14 protein-coding genes are annotated in these 20,522 nt (G+C 66.4%); 10 read left to right on the top strand and 4 right to left on the bottom strand.

Annotated elements, in window-relative coordinates; all coding sequences use genetic code 11:
- Positions 1-294: 294 nt before the first annotated feature.
- The 8 genes from O3684_RS09070 to O3684_RS09035 all read left to right on the top strand — a co-directional run bounded on the left by O3684_RS09070 (position 295) and on the right by O3684_RS09035 (position 9,046).
- Positions 295-1,878, top strand: coding sequence for a hypothetical protein (locus O3684_RS09070; protein WP_500066470.1), 1,584 nt, complete (start codon positions 295-297; stop codon positions 1,876-1,878).
- The gene (locus O3684_RS09065; RefSeq protein WP_500066468.1) at positions 1,875-3,422 is read left to right on the top strand and encodes a hypothetical protein; all 1,548 of its coding nucleotides are present in this window, start codon (positions 1,875-1,877) and stop codon (positions 3,420-3,422) included. The genes O3684_RS09070 and O3684_RS09065 overlap by 4 nt, the downstream gene beginning before the upstream one ends.
- Before the next feature lie 214 nt (positions 3,423-3,636).
- Entirely contained in the window at positions 3,637-5,130 is a 1,494-nt protein-coding gene (locus O3684_RS09060; RefSeq protein WP_500066467.1) for a hypothetical protein, read from the top strand.
- On the top strand, positions 5,127-6,632 hold the full coding sequence (locus tag O3684_RS09055) for a hypothetical protein (RefSeq protein WP_500066465.1): 1,506 nt from the start codon (positions 5,127-5,129) through the stop codon (positions 6,630-6,632). Before O3684_RS09060 ends, O3684_RS09055 begins: the two co-directional genes overlap by 4 nt.
- Positions 6,633-6,759: 127 nt before the next feature.
- The gene (locus tag O3684_RS09050; RefSeq protein ID WP_500066463.1) at positions 6,760-7,785 is read left to right on the top strand and encodes a DUF1266 domain-containing protein; all 1,026 of its coding nucleotides are present in this window, start codon (positions 6,760-6,762) and stop codon (positions 7,783-7,785) included.
- Positions 7,786-7,940: 155 nt separating this feature from the next.
- Positions 7,941-8,366, top strand: a complete 426-nt coding sequence (locus O3684_RS09045) for a YjdF family protein (RefSeq protein ID WP_500066462.1) — start codon at positions 7,941-7,943, stop codon at positions 8,364-8,366.
- 147 nt (positions 8,367-8,513) lie between these two features.
- Positions 8,514-8,777, top strand: coding sequence for a type II toxin-antitoxin system Phd/YefM family antitoxin (locus O3684_RS09040; protein WP_048776695.1), 264 nt, complete (start codon positions 8,514-8,516; stop codon positions 8,775-8,777).
- Positions 8,778-8,779: 2 nt separating this feature from the next.
- Positions 8,780-9,046: a Txe/YoeB family addiction module toxin gene (locus O3684_RS09035; RefSeq protein ID WP_295967625.1), complete on the top strand. Its 267-nt coding sequence runs from the start codon at positions 8,780-8,782 to the stop codon at positions 9,044-9,046.
- Between the two features lie 138 nt (positions 9,047-9,184).
- On the opposite strand, the gene O3684_RS09030 is transcribed toward O3684_RS09035, so the two are convergent.
- The 4 genes from O3684_RS09030 to O3684_RS09015 form a co-directional block, all read right to left on the bottom strand.
- Positions 9,185-11,821, bottom strand: a complete 2,637-nt coding sequence (locus tag O3684_RS09030; protein ID WP_500066459.1) for a DUF6493 family protein — start codon at positions 11,819-11,821, stop codon at positions 9,185-9,187.
- Complete coding sequence (locus tag O3684_RS09025) at positions 11,818-14,271, bottom strand: DUF6493 family protein (RefSeq protein WP_500066457.1); 2,454 nt, start codon at positions 14,269-14,271, stop codon at positions 11,818-11,820. The genes O3684_RS09030 and O3684_RS09025 overlap by 4 nt, the downstream gene beginning before the upstream one ends.
- Complete coding sequence (locus O3684_RS09020; RefSeq protein WP_500066456.1) at positions 14,268-15,662, bottom strand: SWIM zinc finger family protein; 1,395 nt, start codon at positions 15,660-15,662, stop codon at positions 14,268-14,270. Before O3684_RS09020 ends, O3684_RS09025 begins: the two co-directional genes overlap by 4 nt.
- 180 nt (positions 15,663-15,842) lie before the next feature.
- Entirely contained in the window at positions 15,843-17,534 is a 1,692-nt protein-coding gene (locus O3684_RS09015) for a methyltransferase (protein ID WP_500066454.1), read from the bottom strand.
- 77 nt (positions 17,535-17,611) lie between these two features.
- On the opposite strand from O3684_RS09015, the gene O3684_RS09010 reads away from it, so the two are divergent.
- Entirely contained in the window at positions 17,612-18,580 is a 969-nt protein-coding gene (locus O3684_RS09010) for a DUF808 domain-containing protein (RefSeq protein ID WP_500066452.1), read from the top strand.
- A gap of 163 nt (positions 18,581-18,743) precedes the next feature.
- Positions 18,744-19,427, top strand: a complete 684-nt coding sequence (locus O3684_RS09005) for a superoxide dismutase (RefSeq protein WP_500063021.1) — start codon at positions 18,744-18,746, stop codon at positions 19,425-19,427.
- Positions 19,428-20,522 lie beyond the last annotated feature (1,095 nt).

Genomic DNA, 20,522 nt, shown 5'->3' with positions numbered 1-20,522 from the left:
GCTTCCCCAGTATTTGTAGCACCCTCACCCGCGGTTCACCCGGCGAGGCATCTGGGATGGACCTTACCGCGTCCCACCCTCATCTGGGTACCGGTGCCGCTTCCGCGCGTCTCACGCCGCCCGGGTTTGACATTGACGAGGCCGTGGCGGATTCTCGCGCGCGGGCGCGCCCGGGCGAGGCACCGGTGGGCTCATCCGGCGATACCTATACATAGGGGGAAGCCCGGGCCTCGGGCTTTTCTCCACGCCTTGAGCATTCACCCCATAATCTCTGCGAGCGGTTACGATCGAACCATGCGATTCCCAGACGATGAAGACTACCTGTGGGCTGGGCGATTCAAGCGCCTCTGGTACAAGATCATTACCCCACACACCCACGGAGCACGACTGTGGATGGCGATCACCAGCATCATCTGCGTACTCGCCGTCCTCCACACAGTGGGCGGATCATGGGGCTACCACGGCAACGCCAAGGACACTGGCTTTCTTTCTGGCGACTACGTCAACGGTGTACGCCTAGCTTGGCAAATCGATGCAAACGATGCTGATTTGGACATGATCAACACGTACATCACACGCGACGGCTACCTCTTCCTGGTGGGCTACAGAGGAAGCCAGCGGGTCGCAATCGGCTACGATGCCTCCCACTCCACCCCGCGCCAGCTCTGGCGCGTCGACGTCGACGACGAACCCGGCGTGCACTGGTGGGACGGAGACCTCCTCGTCGGCAATACACTGATCTCTCCGGCAGATGGGAAGGTCACAACTGGCTGGCCGTCGTCGGGTGATTCCCTGGGCGGGAACGCATACACACGCCCCACCTCTACGGGATGGTCAAGCGCCCCCATTGGCCCGATCCGCCTGTACTGCCCTGATCTCTCCACCGGACAGTGCGAGGCCTGGGATAAGACCGCTACCCACGTCTGGGATTTCGATGCCTCCTCGGATACGATCCCTGACGCAGTTGCCCCGGTGAACGGCTGGGTGCCGCTGGTGAGAACAGACAAGTCGGCGGACAAGAGTCTTCGAGACATGACGTATGGGCTGGCCGGATTTCTGAACGTGGAGACGGGCGAACGGACGGGGGTCGACGCCATTGAGGAGTCGTGCGGCCCGGCGAAAGAGGAGGATTACGACGGTACGACAACGTGTCGCTTGGTCCATCCAGCCACACGCCGGCTACCCATCATTCGCGGCAGGGATGGCTGGATCATCAGTAACGGACTTGGCGGTAGAGATTCCTACGTTGCCGCCGTCGCCCCCGACGGCACAAATCCGAGGGTGGGCACCCTGTCGGTCGAGGCAATGGAACGCATCTCTTTCCTGAACGTCCACGTGACGGACGATTCCGAACTGCCCACCACTGAGGACCTACTCCACTACGCCGCCACGGGCGACCACACGTGGGAGGCTTCGAGCGCGGTGGTCTACACGTCGCCTGGCTCGGCCATGGCCTCGGTCATCATCAACGACAACCAGGAGATCGTCACTAATCGTCGAGTTTTCGATGACGATGTGGACGCTCGCACGTGGGCGCGGGGCATTGTCTATAGCCGTGACGCATCGGTGGCATTGATCCCCGAGTCCACGAGAGACGTCAAGGATTACTACACGCCACTCCTGGTTGACTCGGCGATCGCTCAACGCAACTGGACAACACCTGGTCAGGACGACTACCGGCTTAAGGATGCTGCCGTCCCCGGATGGCGAACCCTGCGCGTTTCATCCGGTACAGCCCTCTTCGATGATCTCGTCGTCGCCCGCATATCCCCTGAGACATCACCGTCGTACAAGCGCCTGCTTGGCCTAGCCCCTTCACCCGGCGACCGTATCGTCGGCCTGACCCCAGCCCCCGGACCGATGAGGAGCGTTCGATGACTGCCCCGGATAGTGCGCGCAAATTCCTTGTTTCCGTGCTTGGTTTTATCCGCGAGAGGAAGCTTCTCGTCGCCGCCATCGCCGTGGTCCTCGGGATCGGCCTGTCGTGGCTGATCCACCTCCCCACCGGTTACTCCGGTCGCGCGCACCCTTCGCAGGCCATCTCCACCGATTTCTCCTCCGGGTTCTCCGTCGCCTGGGAGATGACGAGCAAGGACCTGGGCGTCGATGGGCCGGTCGTGGCCACCACGAGGGTCGATGGGGTGTTGGTCGCGGTCACCGGCAAGAAAGATGGGTCGTCGAAAGGTGCGACAACGTTCTCCGGGACGCTCATCGGCATCGATCCGAGCGGTTCCACTCCTACCGTTCTGTGGCGCCACGAGTTCAACTCTGAGAGTGACACGCTCTTCACATGGGACGACTCGATCATTGCGGGCGGTGAAACTATTCGGGCATCCGATGGCACAGTCACCGCGACCTGGGATACTCCCCTGCCCACCACTGTCGGGTACGACCATGATCCCGGTTCCCCACGTGTTGTCTTGTCCCCGTCGCACCCATCGTGGGGCGCCGTTGCAGGCTTCATTCCTGTCACCTGGCCCGTCGTAGTCACCTGTACGTCTATCTACAACTCAACGACAGGCGGTCGAGACGAGGAACCCTCGTGCACGGGGTGGCACAAGGACGGCACCCAAGCCTGGAACTACGCGCTCACAAGGAACGCCGATGGGCAGACGGTTCACCCAACCGTTATTTCTACAGCCAACAGCCATCTCATCGTTTGGCATTACGACAACGATCATCCGTACCTCGATTCATTCCTCAGCCTTACCGACGGATCCGTCACGGATCTCGGCGTGACCTTTTCCGGTTACCTCTCCATCGACAGCATCGACGCAACAAGCGAGATCTACGCGACAAGCGACGGCTGGCTCGTCATTGGGACGATTTATGCGCAGTTTGAAGACGGTGACATCGCCGTCTTGAACCCAGACGGCAGCCTCCGCGAGATGATGACGCTGACCACCAACTCACTATCGTGGAGGACATTCATCACCACCACGTGCGTGGATGCCGATGGGTATACCGTTCGCCCGACAACCGAACAGTCCCTCACAGCCCTACGTACGGGGCACGGCTGGACCCCCACGTGCTACGGAGCTGAAAGTAACAGACCCGACAGCAGCATCTACGCCCTCAACGGCAGGGCGTTCTTAGCCCCCGACGAGGACGGAACACCCACTGACACGAACTACAAACAAGGATCATTCTTCTCGACCGATGGTTCGCTGATCCTCAGCGTCCCAAAGAAAAGTGTCGTGAAGGATTTCGACAAGGACGACATTCCGACTCTCCACTTCACGTCTTCCGGCAAGCAGGTTGCCTCCCTCTCACAGGTCGGGGCAAGGTCCGCGCAGCCCTTCTACGATGATCTGCTCATCGCGACGCCCGTCCCGGAGCGCAACGTCTTCCTGCGGTACCTCGGCGGATACCCCCACCCGGACACGGTGCTCATGGGGATCACGCCGAAGCGCGCGAGCTGACCAAGGCTGATCCACGAGGCCGGGGCTGGGACACACAACCCAGCCCCGGCCTCGTCTGGCCTGCGACGCCAGCAAAATTACCCGGTTACTACCGGATGCGGTTACGATCGGGTCCATGCGATTCCCAGACGAAGACGACTACAGGTACGCAGGACGATTAAAGCGCCTTTGGTACAAGATCATCTGCCCCCACACCCACGGCGCACGACTATGGATGATCACAACGTCGATCCTGTGCGCGCTCGCCGTCATGCACTCCGCGAACGGGTCGTGGGGCTACCACGGCAGCGCCAAGGACACCGGCTTCCTCTCCGGCGACTACGTCAACGGTGTGCGCCTGGCGTGGCAGATCGACGCGGCGGATGCGGGCCTGGACCGCATCGACAACTTCCGCGTCGGTGACGAATACATCTATCTGGTCGGGTATAAGGGGGCTCAGCGCAGCGTCGTCGCCTTCGACGCCTCCTATTCCACCCCGCGCGAGCTGTGGCGCACCGACATCAACGACGACGAGGAAGGGGTGGCCTGGTGGGGCGATGACCTGCTCGTGGGCAACACCCTGGTGTCGACCGCTGACGGGTCGACGCGCTCGGATTGGCCGACCCCGGGCGTTCGTCTAGTGGGCTCCCCCTATCAGCATCCCTCGGGAGAGGGACCGAGCACTGGGCCGATCGGACCGGTTCGCCTGTACTGCCCCACCCCCTCGTCCGCTCCCTGCCAGGCCTGGGACAAGACCGGGACCCACGTGTGGGACTTCGATGCCTCCACCGGCTCCTTCCCCGACTCCGTCACCCCGCTGGAGGGCTGGGTGCCCCTACGCGCGTGGGAGCCATCGTCGGCCGGCCCGGCCATGGGATATACGCTCGACGAGCTTACGGGCTTCCTCAACCTGGAAACCGGAGAGCGTGTCGGCCTGGACGCCATCGAGGAGGCGTGCGGGCCCGCCACGCTGGACAATTCGTCCGGCGAGCCCTATTGCCGCGTCACCGCGAAATTTAAACAGCAGCACCTCATCCTGCGTGCCTCCGACGGGTGGATAGTCGGCGACCACGTTGGATACATCGCGACCGTCGCTCCCGACGGCTCCAACCCGCAGGTGATGCACCTGGATGCACAAGCCTCGGAGCGTCTCATGTTCCTGCGGAGATTCCCCGATCAGGGATCCGCGCAGACCCCTACGACAGAACAGTTCATGCACTTTGCGGCCACGGGCGAGGCATCGTGGGACTCCTCGATCACCTTGTTGCCGGGAGGCTACGACACCCCGCTCGTCATCAACGAGCACACAAAGTTCAACACGGGCATGGGGTACTACGGAACTGACACCGACAACCCCAGTGTGTGGCTGGGTAACCCCGCGCTCAGTAAGGATGCGTCCGTCGTGTTGCTCCCCCACGTCAACGTGGCCTCCGCCTCCTTTATCCCGAAGTACGAGTGGAACCCGGTTCTCGTCGACGTGAATGCGGCCGCCGATGCCACCAGCAACGCAGCCGATTCAGACAAGTACGCCATCAGTTCCTACGCTGTCCCCGGGTGGGAGAACCTCCATATGCTTGCAGCGGCGCCCATCTTCGACGACCTGATCGTCGGCTTCTCGTCGCCGGCCCAAGCCCCCTGGTACAAGCGCCTTGCAGGCTTGTCTGCTGCCCCCGGCGAGCGCATCGTCGGCCTGACCCCCACCCACAGAGCGTCAAGGAGCGTCCGATGAACCTCCCCAAGAAGCTGACTTCCTTGCGCGAGGCCCTGCCGACCATCCTCCGCTGTCTCGCCATCGCATTGGCCGCCACCCTCGTCGGCGCGCTGGCCGTCGGTGCCTCCTGGCTCATGCACAGGCCCGTCGGGTACTCCGGCGACGCGCACACATCCTCCCTGATCTCCCCGGACTTTGCCTCGGGTTTCGACGTTGCCTGGGAGGTGACGGCTGCGGACCTCGGCGTGGGCGGGTCGCTGCGCGCGTATGAGGAGATCGATGGGCTTCTCGTCGCCCTTTTCGGGGAGAAGGGTCAGCCTTCCACGCTCGTGGGTCTCGACCTGAGCGGCGAGAAGCCCTCGGTCCTGTGGCGCCGCGAGGTGTCCGCTGTCGATTCTCCGATGTTCGCGTGGGAGGATTCCGTCGTGGTCGCGGGACAGACGATCCGTGTCTCAGACGGCGAGGTCACGGCCACCTGGGACACGCCGCTCCCCACGGATGCAACCTCGCGCTTCGTACAGTCTGACGACGAGGCCTTCATCAACGTGGGAGGCGACCATGTCGATCCGGGGCACACGGGTTTCTCGCGTGTGACGTGGCCCGTCGTTGTCGTCTGTTACCCAAGAGACATGGCGCAAGTCGTTCAGAACTTCGACTATCTGTGTCTGGGCTGGAACAAAGATGGCACCGAAGCGTGGAGATATGAAGTGTCCTTGTCCTCCGAGGACCTCCAGGGTCCCGGCATCCCCTTAAGCGCCACGCCAGTCGACGGCTACGTTCCCGTCTCCCCGAATTTCGGCTACGAGGATCGCCCGGTCAGCGCCTTCCTCCACCTGGCCGACGGAGTCCTCGTCGAGAGCGCGACCTACAATGCGGATACTCTGGTGCCTGTTGCGGACGGATGGCTGCTGGAGGGAGCGACGAACGATCCCAGGCAGCGCTCCCTCATCACGCTGGCCCCTGACGGAACCGAGGTGTCACGCACTCGCCTCGCCGATCCGCTCATACATGTGTCAGACGTCGGATCCGCCACGTGCTGGGATGAGGAAGGCCGTGTCGCGCGCCCAACGAGCGAGCAGGCAGCATCCACTCTCACCTCTGGAGAGTTCCCCTGGGCGTCCGTATGCGTACAGAGGAATCAAAACTTCAAAGAGGGTTTCTCCATGTTGAATGGCCATCGTCTGATGACGACGAATGGAGCGGGCGGGGCTGAGAACGGCACCTATCCGGAGAGCCTAATCGCAGCAACGGACGGCTCTCTGATCCTCTCCCTGCCCCCGAAGGATAAGGACTCGCCGGACAAGAACCCGCCGATGAACCTGTATACCGCCCCCTCGGGGATCCAGCTGGCCTCGCTGGAAGACGTTGGCCTGCACGACGCGGTACCTTTCTACGACGACCTGCTCATCGCATCCCCCGCACACACGGATTCGTGGAGCGCTCGCCTGCGCTCCTTCCTGGGCTTCTACCCCCACCCGGACACGGTGCTCATGGGGATCACGCCGAAGCGCGCGGGCTGACCCCAGGACGCGAGGCCGATTCACGAGGCCGGGACCGGGACCACACACCCCGGCCCCGGCCTCGTACCATGTCCCCATCGCGTTCACCGTTTGTGTGACGGGCACTTCATCGGGCAGAATCGGTGGCGTGATCGCAAGTGTCCTGTCCGGTATCCCCTTCCCCGTGTGGTTCGCCATCGGGTGCGTCGTCGTGCTCCTGTTGAATCACTACATCAAGCAGGCGGTCGCGCGCGCGAAGGGTGCCGTTCCCGCGCCGCGCGACGTGCGCAAGGCCGGCAAGGAGAAGGACTGGAACAAGCTCAACGAGCACCACACCCCGACAATCCACGGCAAACGCGAGGACATGGCGACCGACCCGCGGGCGCGCCTGCTCGCCCCGTCCATGGTGTACGCGCTGTGTAACGGCGATCCGGTGAACAAGCTTGCGCTGTCGGCCCCGGAGGCCACGAAAACCATGATGGAGCACGACTGGGGGATCACGGACCGCGAGGGGCTCATCCGCCAGCTGTATTCGCTCCTGCGCGCGGGGCAACGCGAGGGTTTCGCGTCGCTGCGGGAGCGCTGCCAGAAGAAGTCGTGGGCCGAGTCCGAGATCGCGCGCCTCAGCAAGACTGCCGACTCGTCGATGGAGGACTGGGAAAGCCGCTGGCGTATCCGCCATTTCCTGGACAACGACCGCGGCATTCAGACCCTGGATTTCGCTGCGTGGGATTTCCTGCGCGCGGCGAATCTGACGCGCGCGGGCGCGGGCCTCGGCTGGCTCAGCGAGGACGAGGCCTGGGATACCTTCGCTCTCATCAACCGCGCGCTGCAGCACTCGTACTCCTCGTGGGACGAGGCCTGGGAGGCCTACCGCACGACCCGCTGGCTGTGGGCCGCCGAGGGAGACGTGCAGACCGCGGCCAACGACCTGCATGACCGTAACCGAGGCGAGTTCCTCCTCGGCGCGTCGGGCCTGTGGACGGCGATCCCGTGGGACGCCCCCTACCCGACGACCCGTTTCCTGCTGCTCGATGCGCTCGCCGACATGGGCGCGCTGCGACTGCTGCAGCCCTCGGCGTGGAGCTACGCATCGGCGTGGGAGCAGGACCTGGATGAGCACGCGCGCACCCGCGCCCCCATGTCGATCGGCGGGAAGCCGATCGTCCAGTAGCGACGCCTCCGCGCACAGGACGTAGAATGAGTCGTCAGTCCTGATACGCGAACCGCACAGTCCAGTAGGAAGTCTGGGCGATGCCTCGCATCCGTCGCTGCCCCGAGCAGAATCCAGCGTCATCGGGTCCACCGTGGTGTACCTGGAGACGAGTAATGAAGACGGAGTCCACACTATATTTCGATGGTCAGTTCTGGGTCGGCGTCATTGAGCGCCACGAGGCCGACCGTGTTCGTGCCGTTCGGGTCATGTTCGGCGCACAGCCCTCGGACGCGGAGTTCTACGAGTTCCTTCTCACTCACGCCAACGCTCTCCTGTGCCGCCTCGACGAGGCCGCTTGGGCTTCCGATATGACCCAACGCCGGGCGACGCACCACAACCCCAAGCGCGCACAGCGCCAGGCATCCCGCCTCGCTCGCCGCGCGCTTCCTTCCACTGCTTCACAGGCGGCGATTCAAGCAGAACGCGAACGCACGGCGCAGGAACGAGCTTCCGCGACCAGGCAGAAGAAGCGACAGAAAGCTGAAAAGAAACGCCAACTCGCCCGCCTGAAAGCGAAAGCGCGCCACCGAGGCCACTAACGTCTGCACGTTAACCCCTTGATACGCACGTTAACCCCATGACCTGCGCGTGGGCGGCGTTACCCCCGCACATCGCCATCCGGCTGGAGACACACACCCCCACCTCCTGTACACTGTTCTGTACATAGGCGAGCAGAGGAGCACCCCATGAAAACCATGACCTACACCGAGTCGCGCGCACGCTACGCCGAGGTCCTCGACCAGGTCGTCAACGACCGCGAGGAAATCGTCATCACCCGACAGGGGCACGAGAGCGTCGTCATCATGGCGCTCGACGAGTACGAGTCCCTCATGGAGACCGTCTACCTCATGCAGTCCCCCGCGAACGCCCGCCACCTGCGCGAATCAATCGCACGGCACCGCGCTGGCGAGGGCGTCGTTCACGACCTCATTGAGCTCGACGAGGACTGACCATGCACATCACATGGGACGAGGATGCCTGGAACGACTACGTCTGGTGGCAGTTCGAGGATCGCAAGACCCTCAAGCGCATCAACGCACTCATCAAGGACATCCAGCGCAACGGAAACGAGGGGATCGGCAAGCCTGAGCCTCTTCGCTACGAGTTCTCGGGGTACTGGTCACGCCGGATCGACTCACGGCACCGCCTGATCTACCAGATCAGCGACGACGGCAAAGCCCTCTGGATCATCTCCTGCCGCTTCCACTACGGCCAGTAGCATTCACGAGGCCCGGGCTGATTCCACCCCCACAACAAGTAACAATGCCCTGACGCCAAGCGCCGCGGCTGCCCCTGCAGCCGCGGCGCCCGCGCACGCAACACCGCTCAGTACGTCAAGAATCCCCATCGGATCAGGTCACGCAGGGGCACCTCGATCTCGGCGCGCACACGCCGCGCCGAGCGCCTCAGCCGCCTCGCGCGCGAGGTCAGTTGGGGCATCAGGCAGCGCGTCAAGCGCGCGCAGCGCCTTGGCGAGCGCGCTTGATCCTTTCATCTTGGGGCGCAGCTCATCAGGTACGCTCACCCTCATGCCATAGTCGCCCGCGAGCGCCACCAGCACCTCAACCATCCCGTTTGCTCCCCTGATACCAGCCAGCGCGGGCAGCACGGCGGTGATCGTCTGGGCGACGCGGTAGCCTGCCAGGGCAGAGACGGACGCGCAGTCGGTGAGCGTCTGGGCGACTCGCCCCGGTCCGAACCACCCGTTACTCAGCAGGTAGCCGATCTCCTCAGCCATGGCCGCCGGGTCGTATCGCCCGGTGTCGGCGAGGCACGCAATGGCCTCGGCGGCTATGGCCCGGTAGTGCGCCTGCGCGGCGGTGGACGCCCACGCCAGGGCCGAGTAGGTGGGCGCGCCCGGTGCCCGCCACCCCTCCCCCAGCGCGCGCACGATCACCTCGAAGCCTGTAATGACCTGTGGGAACTTGAAGAAAGCACCCTGGAGGATGGGCATCGCATGGGCGGCCAGAATGTCCGGGTTGTGCTGGAGGGCCCAGGCAACCCACGCGTAGGCGACACCGCTCGACCGGTAGTCACCGGATTCCAGAAGACGCCCGGTGAACTCGGGAGCCACCCCGGCAACGTTGGCGAGGGCGCCCGCCAGCGAGTCCTCGCCCGTAGCCAGGGTTTGCCCGGGGATCGCCCACGTCTCGTGCATGTCATCAGTCTTGGTGTACTCACCGTGCACGACGCTCACCGGCTTCTGGTAGGGAGCGCTGATAATCTGGCGCTCCCACTGTGCCTCGACGGGTTCCAGCGGCTCGGTCAGGATCGGGTCGAAGCGGTACATGTCCTGACCATTCGGCTTGTCGTAAGGCTTGTCGCACAATGCGACGCGCAACTGCTCGTGCAGGAGGCGGACCGGTCCTCGGTGTTGCTCCCACTCACTGCCCTTGCGCAGGTAGCCGCGGAAGTGCCCAGCCTCGGGCGCGTCCTTCACATCCATCCCGCGCAGGAGCCGTGAGACCAGGTAGGACAGCTGGTTGGCACCCTTCCAGTTGGGGGCGCTGCGCCAGTACCTGGCGAGCAGCGTCTTGTCGGCCTCCGCCAGCTCGATACCCTCACCGCTGATGCGCGTCAAGAGCGCGGGCAGGGCGGCGCCCGCGGACGCGTCCTCGAAGAGGGCATGCAGCACCGCGACGGCCGCGTCGTTATCGGCGGGCAGCTCGGCGGTGCGCGACGTGCGCGGTAGGTCCGCGGCGGGGGCGTCCGGGAACGTCCACGAGGCCTGGGTTCCCTCCCCGGTTTCGCTTCCCTGGGTGCTGGCGCATTGGGCGGCCGACCCCGAGGGCCTGGCCCCGGCCTCGTCCCCACGGTCCCCGGAACCGTCACAATCCCCGGACGGAGCGGAAACCGCGACAAGCGCGGCTGCACGGTCTCGCAGGTCGAGGGGGAACTCGGCGGCACCCACGACGTCGCTGACGGCGGCCGCGCACCCGGGACGGGCCTTGACGAGGGCGGCGAGCAGGCGCAGGTGCGCGCGCAGCAGATTCTTTTCGGAGCGCGCGAGGACCTGCGCGCTGGCCTGCACGAGCGCGCCCACCTGCTCTACCGTGAGCTCCCCGACGAGGCCAAGGAGAGCCTTCTGCGCCAGCGTGACCGTCTGCGAGGGCAGGGCCCCGAGCAGGGCGATGAGGTCCGCGGCCGCCTCGAGCCTTTCCTCGCGCGTCGGTTCGAGCGCCTCCCAGGCCCGCGAGAAGACGCGGGCGTTGTAGGCGGAGAAGTCGCGCCTCTGGGCGGCCAGACACTCGGAGAGGATGCGGGGGCGCAGGTGCGGGAAGCGCGTCGCCATGTAGCGGACGAGGTCGTGGCTGTGCAGGCGCTCGAAGTCACCGCCGGGCGCGGAGGGGTCCTCGCGGTACATCCACACGAAGAGCGCCGAGCCGGGCAGGGCGCCCTCGACGCGGAAAAACTGCCAGAACTCGTGGTCCAGGAAGGTCGGGTTCTCCTCGAAGAAGCGCTGCGTCTCATCCGAGGTGGGGTGAGGCGCGGGAATGATCCTGCGCGCGAAGTACTCCAGGGAGGGCGCCGTGGTCAGGAACGCTCCACGCTCGGCCAGGAGGGAGCGGTAGGTGTGCCAGAAGGCAACGCCGCCGGGGCTCCCGGCGGCCTCCTCGAGCCACTCGCCGCTGCGCCCAGCCGCGCCGCGCCTGTGGGCGGCGAGCAGCCGATCCAGGCCCGCCCCCTCGCGTGGATCGCCGCCGCGGCGGCCCGACCAACGGGCTCCGTAGTCATCGCCGGCGTCGTCGCTCCCGGCCAGGGCGGCGCGCAGGAACGCGCACATGCGCACCGTGTCCTCTGGGACCGCGTCCCACTCCCACTCGACGGCTGGCGGGACGAGGCGCGCGAAGGGCACGGACTTGAACAGGGAGCGCCGATCCTTCTCAGAGGCCCCCTCCAGCACCCGCTCGTAGGCGTCGATGGCGCTCTCCCCGGAGGCGATGAGGCGCTTGAGGGCCGCCCTGCGGGCGGGGAGCGTCATCGGCGAACTCATTGGCCCATCTCCTTCAGCGTGCGCGCGTACTTGGCGGCCTGTGAGGAGCCTCGGAAAAGGCCGAGCCAGCCGACGAGATCCTCGCCGAGCGGCGGCGCCCACCCCTCTGCCTGCGCCCGCGCGTACTGCGCGGTGACGACGCCCAGCAGCTGCCCGATGCCCGTGCGCCCGCGTTCGAGCCCGGGCAGCAGCACGAGCGCCAGGTCCAGTGCGAGGTGGGGGTCCACGTCCCCCAGGTCCTGGAAAGCCTGCGCCCATCGGTTCAGTTTCACGGTGTGCGCCATGTCCGCGAAGCCAGCCACAGCCTCGCCGAAGGCGAGGTCACCGCGCGCCACCAGCGCGGCCAGGGTCTCGACGCCGAGGGCGCGCGACTCGACCTCGCGCTCGCCCATCGCCTGGCCGAGGAGCTGGGCAGACAGCGAATCCCAGCGTCCGCCGTGCTCGCACAGGGCCCGATAGCAGTCAGCGGTCAGCTGCGTACTGTCAAGCACGTACCACTGCGAGGCGATCAGGCAGACGGCGAAGTGACGCACCGACGCGGGGTAGAGATATCGGTGGGCAGTAAAATCACCCGAGGCGCTCGCAATATCCGCGAGCGCGCCCAGCTCAGGGCCTGTCGCGCCCGTATCTGCGCCGACGACGCGCGGGGTGAAGAACGCGTAGACGGGCGAGCCGTCACGCGCGACCTTGGGCTTCCCGGACTCATAGGAGGGACGCCCCTCCCACGTCACGGAGAGGGAGGACAGGTAGCCCTCGGCCCGTCTGCGCACCGCGCCCGTGAGCGCGAGACGGATGCGAGCCGCGGCGGGCAGCTCCGCCTCCCGCTCCTCCACGAGCGCGAGCGCGGCCGCGCAGTCCGGGTGCTCGACGTCCACGCGCAGCAGCGCCTGGGTGAGATCGGCGGGTAGCGGCGAGGCAGCCCCGTTGTCCAAAGCACGGCGCACGAGGATAAGCGGGTTCACAGCTCCGCGATCGTCGGTGGGCGTGGCCAGGAGGTGGTAGTGCCGTCCACGCTCGACCAGGCCCGCAACTTCGATGATGCGCTCTCGCAGAAGGGTCGGCATATTTTCCGTTTCCAACCAGGCAGTGCCAGCAGCCAGCGGGTTCTCCGCGCCCTCCCCTCCCCCATCGAGGGCTATCTGCAGGAGAGTTCCGAGCATGCGCTCGTACCCGAATCTGCGCGTGGTCAGGCGCCGAACAAGCGGGCGCAACGATTCCAGCGCACTCGGGTCGAACTCGGGGGATGCCAGGAACGCGAGCAGCGCCTCATACTCGAGCCCCATCTGCGCGCCCTGCGCCAGGACGCCGACCCGTCCAACCACGTCCTCGGCGCTCATGGGAACCAGGTCGACCACCTCCCGGGGAGGCGGCAGGAAGGCGGCGGGAGCCTGCTCGCCCGGGTCATCCTCGGGGACGAGGCCAGGGTCGGCCTGGTCAGTCGCCGCATGCCCGGGGTCGAGGAGGTCGAGCGTGGCAACGACGAGCGGGTCCAACTCCGCGTCGGACAGGAGGCGGCCGACCGCTGCGGGGGCGAGGAGGCCCGCTCGCAGCGCGTCACTCGCCAGCTCGATGGCGAGTGTCTGCACCTGCGCATGCGGAAAAGACAGCGCGATCGCCAACAGGGGTTCGAGGCCACCGGGGTTCAAAACCTCAAGGCCACCGCGCAGGATTGTCAAGGCTGCGAGTGCGTTGGCCTTCGAGCCCATGAGCGCTCCCTCGCAGCTGCGCGCAAACAGCTCCAGGTCGAGGCGACCAGCCCTGGCCAGGGCGGACAGGTGCCCGACCGCCAGGGTCACGGTCGCCCCGACAGGAGACGACATGAGGGCACACAGGACCGCCTGGCGAGCCTCGGCCTCGTCGACGGTCATGGCGAGCAGGCGCAGGGTGCGCGAATACCACCCGGCACGCGCGGAAGGCAGGTCGGCCGCCAGCATCTCCAGGAGGGCGTCGAGCAGACGATCGCGTTCAATAAGCCCCTCATTGACGCTCGCTTCGAACGTGCGCGACCAGCCGGGCGTCCACTCCGAACCCATGGTGGCAGAACAGTCGGAGGCAGACAGGGACACGCCGCGGTTGCCTTCCTGGCGCAGCATCCCCCACACCAGCTCCTCGCGCAGCTCCCTATCGGCGCGCATGAGGGGTAGCTGTAGCCCGGGTTCGAGGCCGATCAGCGCCGTCAGGTACCGCTGATCGTGGTCGAGGGTCAGGTCGCCGTGCAGTTCGGCCAGGCGCAAGAATCCGATCCCCTTGAGCCAAGCACCGGTGACCCTGGCACTCACGTCCAGGTCATGGGCCGTGGGCGGGCCCTCGTTGATCTCGAGCATGCGCGCGTAGACCTGATCGAGTGTCCACTCGCCTGGGTGGGCCTCAGTCCACAGGTGCAGTCTCCAAAAGTCCGCGCATTCATCCAGCGTGGTTGGCCGCCAGAACGGATCCGACTTCTCACTCATTGATCCTCCTTGATCAGCGTGAAGACGGCGAGGACATGCTTGCAGGGCCCCCGCCCACCCCTGTGTTTCATCCACCACGGGCAGGTGCAGCGGTACTCGCCGATGGCGTAAGGGTCGGCGGGTGCCTCCACCCGGTAGCGGTTTGCGCCCGAAGTGACCCGGAAGCGCGCCCCCTCCTCGTGAGTGACCGCGCCGCGTTCAATGAGCGTGCGCGCCCCTGCCAGGCGCGGATGCATAGCGGTGAGCGCGTCGGGACGCACGGGCAGCGGACGGTGAAAGTAGGTGCCCCCGGTGACGTCGAAGCCAACCTGCCCGCTCGAGGCCAGGAGCGCCAGGCCACCAGCCACCCGGTCGGGGGCCAGTCCGGAGCGGGCGGCCATAAGCTGCGTGTCGATGCGCGGCTCGAAGGAGAGCAGTGCGGACAGCATGTCCGCGTCCTCCTCGACGCGCGGATCCCCCAGGGACGCCAGGACCGCACCCTCCCCCGAGAAGCCGCGCGACTTGGCGGGGCTGAGCCCAATGGAGAGCCGCGCACCGGGCAGGCGGGCGACCCACAGGGAGGCGACCGGCTCACTGCCAGCATCAACGTCAGGACCATAGGCCTCGAGCGAGGTGATGAGATGAAGAAGCGGCTCGAACACGCGCAGGCGCTCGGGGCCAGCGACGCACGCGGCCCCCGGCGCGGGCCGGGTCCCCAAACGAAGACCGCGCACGGCCCGCCCCGCCCACATGACCGTGCCCGTCGCGCTGGACCTGGGCAGGCCTCGGATGAAGGCGCGCGCCTGCGCAGTATTCAACACGTGGAGAGGCATCATCACGGAGGAAAGCATCTGGGTCTCCGCGAATCCCTTGAGCCAGCGCAGGGACAGGGGAACCCGCTCCTCCGTGACCTCCTCGTCCAAGGTCGTGGCCGTCAGCCCCTCCTCGCCCACACCCAGATGCAGGGGCTCCCCGGCGCGCAGGGACGCCAGGGCAGCACGCAGCGGCTGGTTCACGTCCACGTTGGTCACGCCGACCGCGCAGTGGGTGGCGTCCAGGGCCGAGGCCTCCACGTCGAGCCGCGCGTACACGCCGCAGCAGACGCTAAAGGACTCGAAGCGCAGGCCCTCGGCTGTGCTGGTCACGACCGGGTCGAGCATCCCGATACGGGTCAGTCCTCCGCCGGGCGCGACGACCATGCCCGGCGGCACGTAGAAGCGGGTGCGTGCCACACGTGCGACCGCGAGTAGGCCGGCGGCCACCACGTCGGGACGCTCCATGAAGCCCGAGAAGAAATAGGGATGCGCGGCCTCCCCCTCGGGGGTCGAACCTCCCGATGTCGCCAGCGCAAGCCCCGCACCCTCATCCAGGCGCGAGGGGGCACCGTATCGGTAGGCCAGCTCGTAGTCCATGTCGCTCCTTCGCGTGATTGTGGCGTCAGGCTAACACAGGGCACCCACATCTGGAGTCGGCCTCGTGCACTCCCATATCCGCGCTGACAACACCCCTGGAATGACGCCACAAAGTCCACCTGATACAGCGAGGCGCCGCGACTGCCCCTGCAGCCGCGGCGCCCACGCACACAACAACGCTCAGTACGTCAGGAATCCCCAGCGGATCAGGTCACGCAGGGGTGCCTCGACCTCGGCGCGCACATCATCAACCTCAACGGACGTGAGCATCGCGACGGCCGCCGCGATCTGCCCGACCGTCAGCTCGCCGTCCGAAGCGCCCACGACCGCCGACACGGCCGAGGACACCGGCACAGAACGGCCCAGTCCCCCGCCCTGGTGCATGATGATCAGCTCCGGGTCGGGGCTGCCCGGCACGTAGTGGCGCTCCTCGCGCACGTCCGAGGCGCGCGTCAGCGCCACCTCCCACAGCTCCGGGGCGCGCAGCGAGGCCAGCGCCCACGCGACGTCGCGCCCGCGCGGGGCGTGCCCATCGAGGGACAGGTCGTAGGCGCGAACCCCGCCCGAGGCGGCCTCGGCCTCGTCGAGCCTGCGCAGCGCCACAAAACCCATGCCGATCGCACCCGTGCCCGCGCGGCGGAAGTCGGCCAGCCACGAGGTGAAGGCCCGCTCGTAGTCGGCGCGGTCCATGAGCTGGCCGCCCGAGTCGCGAATCCACATGTCCACGTAGCGGGCAGGATCGAGGACATCGCGCTGGACGACCCACGCGTCCACCGGCAGGCCATCACACCACGAATCCACGCGCCACGACCACTGAGTATCCGGGTTGCGGCTCTCGGGGATCTCCCAGTTGGCGAGCATCTGCAGGGTGCCGCCCTCGTTCATGCACGCGGGCGCGCCGCGCAGGACCGCGCGGATCAGGTTGTCACGGTCCATGCCGCCGTCGCGGTACTCGAGCAGCCCGGCCGCGCCGCGCACCGAATCCGGCGTGATCACGAAGGGCGGATTCGTGACGATCAGATCGAAGGTCTCACCCTCGACGGGTTCAAACAGGGAGCCCTCGCGCACGTCGATCGTCGTCTCGTTGAGGGCCGCGTTGAACTGGGTGATCGCGCACGCGCGCGCCGACAGGTCGGTCGCCACCACGCGGCCCGCGTGCGTGGCCAGGTAGAGGGCCTGGATGCCGCAGCCGCAACCCACATCGAGGGCCGAATCAACCTGCTCGCGCACCGTCATCTCCAGCAGGGTCAGGGTCGCGCCGCCGATGCCGAGCACGTGGTCGTCGGCCAGCGGCTTGCCGGTCTGCACCTCCCCCAGGTCCGAGACCACCCACCACTCGTGGTCGCCGCCCGGCAGCGAGGCCGCGTGGGGTCGCAGGTCGAAGAGGGCGCGCATCCACGGGTCCGCCTCGACCTCGGGTTCGGGCGATTCCTCGTCGGGGTTACGCATCGTCGGCAGGCTTGAGGCCTGCGGGGACAAGGCCTCCTCACACTCCTCCTTGGGTTCACGCTTGGGCGCACCGCCCGCACGGGGCATGACGAGCGCGGAGGCGGCCTCGGCCTCGTCGATGGTGGCCGCGAGGCCGAGGGACCCCAGCCCGCATGCGCCCAGCGTCAGCAGGGCCGCGTCCAGGGCCGAGGCGCGCTCTGGCTGGCCGAGGACGAAGAAGCGCGTGAGGGTAGCCGCCGGGTCGGTGACGCCCGCGAGCTCGACGAGGGCGGGCAGGCGCGAGTCGCGCATGAGGGCGGACAGGGCGCCGTCACTGAGCAGCGTCTCAAGGGTGTCAGTGGTCCAGCTTGCCGCGATAACGTCGAAGCGCAGGCGCGCGATGAGGTCACGATCGAGGGCAGGAACGGGTGCGGAAGTCGTCATGACTCTAGACTATCCCCGCACGTACAATGCGCGTAACGACACGAGGCCCCCATGCGAGGCCCATAGGAGGAAAACCCATGTCCGGAGGACTTGTCGCCCTACTCGACGATATCGCGACCCTCGCGAAGGTCACGGCCTCGTCGATCGACGACGTCGCGGCAAACGCCGTCAAAGCCTCCTCGAAGGCGGTGGGCGTCGTCATCGACGACACCGCGGTGACGCCCCAGTACGTGTCGGGCCTGAGCCCGTCGCGCGAGCTGCCGATTATCGCGAAGATCGCGCGCGGCTCCCTCATCAACAAGCTCTTCATCATCCTGCCGATCGCCCTCCTCCTCACATGGCTGGCCCCTCAGGTTCTGCCGTTCCTACTGGTCGTGGGCGGCGCGTACCTATGCTTCGAGGGTGGCGAGAAGGTCCTCGAGAAGCTCGGATGGCTGCCCGGCCACCACGAGGAGCACGAGGAGGGCGGCGCAACCTCCGCGGAGGAGCTCGAGAAGGGAATCGTCTCCTCCGCGACCCGCACCGACCTGATCCTCAGCGCCGAAATCATGCTCGTGTCCATGGCCGGCCTGGGGGGCGAGACTGGCGTCATGCGCGTCGCCGTCCTCATCGGGGTCGCGTTCTTCATGACGTTCTTCGTGTACGGCCTCGTCGCGTTGCTGGTCAAGGCCGACGATTTCGGCCTCCACCTGGCCAAGGATGCCATCAAGCCCGAGGACAACCGCCCCGGGCCCGTCGACAACGTCGGCCGCACGATCGTGCGCGTCATGCCGCACATCTTCAGCGTCATCGGTGTCGTCGGCACGGTCGCGATGCTGTGGGTCGGCGGCCACCTGGTCATCGCCAACCTCGCCGAGGTCGGCGTGCCCGTCTTCCACCACGTCCTCGAAGCCGCCGAGCACGCGGTCGCATCGGCCGGCGGCTTCGTGACCTGGCTGGTTGAAACCCTCCTGTCCGGCATCTTCGGCGTCGTCCTCGGCTCCCTCATCGCATGGATCGTCGTCGGGGCTTCCGCGCTCGTGCGCCGCTTGCGCGCCAAGGCCTGATTTCTTTCGTTTTACGAGGCCGGGGCGTGGTCGGGTGACCGAGCCCCGGCCTCGTCGTTGATCGCACTGCGCGAAAGGTGACACACAACCCCTTCGCAATATGGGACTAAAGGACTACGCTAGTGTCATCAGCAAATCGCGCACGACGCCCCAAAGGAGCATCATGACCGTCTACACCCTGCCCGACCTGCCCTACGACTACTCCGCCCTCGAGCCCCACATCTCCGGGCGCATCATGGAGCTGCACCACGACAAGCACCACGCCAACTACGTGGCCGGCGCGAACGCCGCCCTCGAGAAGCTGGCCGCCGCCCGCGAGGCCGGCGACTTCGCCGCCATCAACCTGTGGGAGAAGAACCTGGCCTTCAACCTGGGCGGCCACACCAACCACTCCATCTTCTGGACCAACATGACCGGCGAGGGCGCCTCGCGCCCCGAGGGCGAGCTCGGTGCCGCCATCGACGAGTTCTTCGGCTCCTTCGAGTCCTTCCAGGCTCAGTTCGCCGCCGCTGCCCTGGGCCTGCAGGGCTCCGGCTGGGCCGTCCTCGCGTGGGACACCGTCGGCAAGCGCCTCGTGACCTACCAGATGACCGACCAGCAGGGCAACATCCCGGTCGCAACCGTGCCGCTGCTCATGATCGACATGTGGGAGCACGCCTTCTACCTGGACTACCTCAACGTCAAGGCCGACTACGTCAAGGCCTGGTGGAACCTGGTGAACTGGGAGAACGTCGCCTCTCGCTTCCAGGCTGCCCGCCTGTCCTCCGGCCTGGTCAACGCCCACTCCGCACTGTCCGACCTGGGCACGCAGACCATCGACACCGTCAAGGGCTGGTGGAAGAACTGAGCATTCTTCGTGACGCGGCAGCCCTGCGTGGCGCTCGGCGCGACGAGGCGGGGGGTTTTGCACCATTAGGAGCATCCTGTCGGCGTGTCGCCGGCGTGTCGCGCCTCTAATGCTGCAATTCCCCCATGATGAGGCCCGAGGCCCGGGCGCTGGTGGCGCAACCACCACGACTACACACACGCAGCAGAGGCGGGACCCTTCGGGGCCCCGCCTCTGTCGCATCCCTGGAGGCACGGCGGTTTCGAAGGGACAGCGGGCCCGCCTGCGACGGGCATGGAGGCTGCGGACCGCAGCACACGAATTATCACCGGGGCACCCAAACATCCACGCGCACGTTAACCCGCCTGGTGGAGCCTAGGCCCAACAGGTGGCCTCCTTGGCCCCACCTACGCGCACGTTAACCCGATGGGTGGCTATGTGGGCAGGCCACCCACCATGCCACCAATGGGGTTTAGCTGCGCATTGAAGGGTTAACCCTGCCAGCAGAGGGGCCCAGCCACCAGGCCCACGGCGCGACAACACGACTACATTGAAACCAACACCACCACTGCTCACCCACAACAGCCCGTGTTCAGCGTTTTTCACCCAATGGGTCTGCACTTTGGCGACCACACCCCCTCGACTCGCGGCCGCGCCACCCCCAATCGGGGGAATTGCATCATTAGAGCTGCGACACGCCGGAGATACACCGTCAGCCAGCTTCTAATGCTGCAAAACCCCCACCACCACCGGCATGGAGAACGCCCAGGGCACGGAAAGCCCGGCCGCGACGCCCGTGAGCAGCGCCAAGGCGCTGCCATAGCCCGCCAACTGACACAAGGACGACGCCAGAGCACGACACAACTCTCCCAACAACAACCACGCCGGACCCCGTCGGTACAAAACTCTCCCTGCACACCCGCTTTCACCGCATGTCCGGGACAAAACTCTCCCAGCACAAGTAGCACGGCCCCACTTCCGGTACAAAACTCTCCACGCACACCCACCCTCACCGCATGTCCGGGACAAAACTCTCCCTGCACGCCCAAAATGGCCCGATTTGGCGCAATCTACGCATGCGGGGAGAGTTTTGTACCGCTTTGGTCAGCACAACAC

The organism is Pauljensenia sp. 20925_1_27 (genome assembly GCF_041432835.1).
GTDB lineage: Bacteria > Actinomycetota > Actinomycetes > Actinomycetales > Actinomycetaceae > Pauljensenia.
This window is presented reverse-complemented; position numbering and strand designations above follow the sequence as displayed.

Bases quoted from the DNA above. Each gene is read 5' to 3' on its own strand.
- O3684_RS09025 (WP_500066457.1), bottom strand. From the start codon at position 14,271: ATGAGTGAGAAGTCGGATCCGTTCTGGCGGCCAACCACGCTGGATGAA.
- O3684_RS09070 (WP_500066470.1), top strand. From the start codon at position 295: ATGCGATTCCCAGACGATGAAGACTACCTGTGGGCTGGGCGATTCAAG.
- O3684_RS09060 (WP_500066467.1), top strand. From the start codon at position 3,637: ATGATCACAACGTCGATCCTGTGCGCGCTCGCCGTCATGCACTCCGCG.
- O3684_RS09010 (WP_500066452.1), top strand. From the start codon at position 17,612: ATGTCCGGAGGACTTGTCGCCCTACTCGACGATATCGCGACCCTCGCG.
- O3684_RS09020 (WP_500066456.1), bottom strand. From the start codon at position 15,662: ATGGACTACGAGCTGGCCTACCGATACGGTGCCCCCTCGCGCCTGGAT.
- O3684_RS09055 (WP_500066465.1), top strand. From the start codon at position 5,127: ATGAACCTCCCCAAGAAGCTGACTTCCTTGCGCGAGGCCCTGCCGACC.
- O3684_RS09030 (WP_500066459.1), bottom strand. From the start codon at position 11,821: ATGAGTTCGCCGATGACGCTCCCCGCCCGCAGGGCGGCCCTCAAGCGC.
- O3684_RS09005 (WP_500063021.1), top strand. From the start codon at position 18,744: ATGACCGTCTACACCCTGCCCGACCTGCCCTACGACTACTCCGCCCTC.
- O3684_RS09015 (WP_500066454.1), bottom strand. From the start codon at position 17,534: ATGACGACTTCCGCACCCGTTCCTGCCCTCGATCGTGACCTCATCGCG.
- O3684_RS09040 (WP_048776695.1), top strand. From the start codon at position 8,514: ATGAAAACCATGACCTACACCGAGTCGCGCGCACGCTACGCCGAGGTC.
- O3684_RS09065 (WP_500066468.1), top strand. From the start codon at position 1,875: ATGACTGCCCCGGATAGTGCGCGCAAATTCCTTGTTTCCGTGCTTGGT.
- O3684_RS09035 (WP_295967625.1), top strand. From the start codon at position 8,780: ATGCACATCACATGGGACGAGGATGCCTGGAACGACTACGTCTGGTGG.
- O3684_RS09045 (WP_500066462.1), top strand. From the start codon at position 7,941: ATGAAGACGGAGTCCACACTATATTTCGATGGTCAGTTCTGGGTCGGC.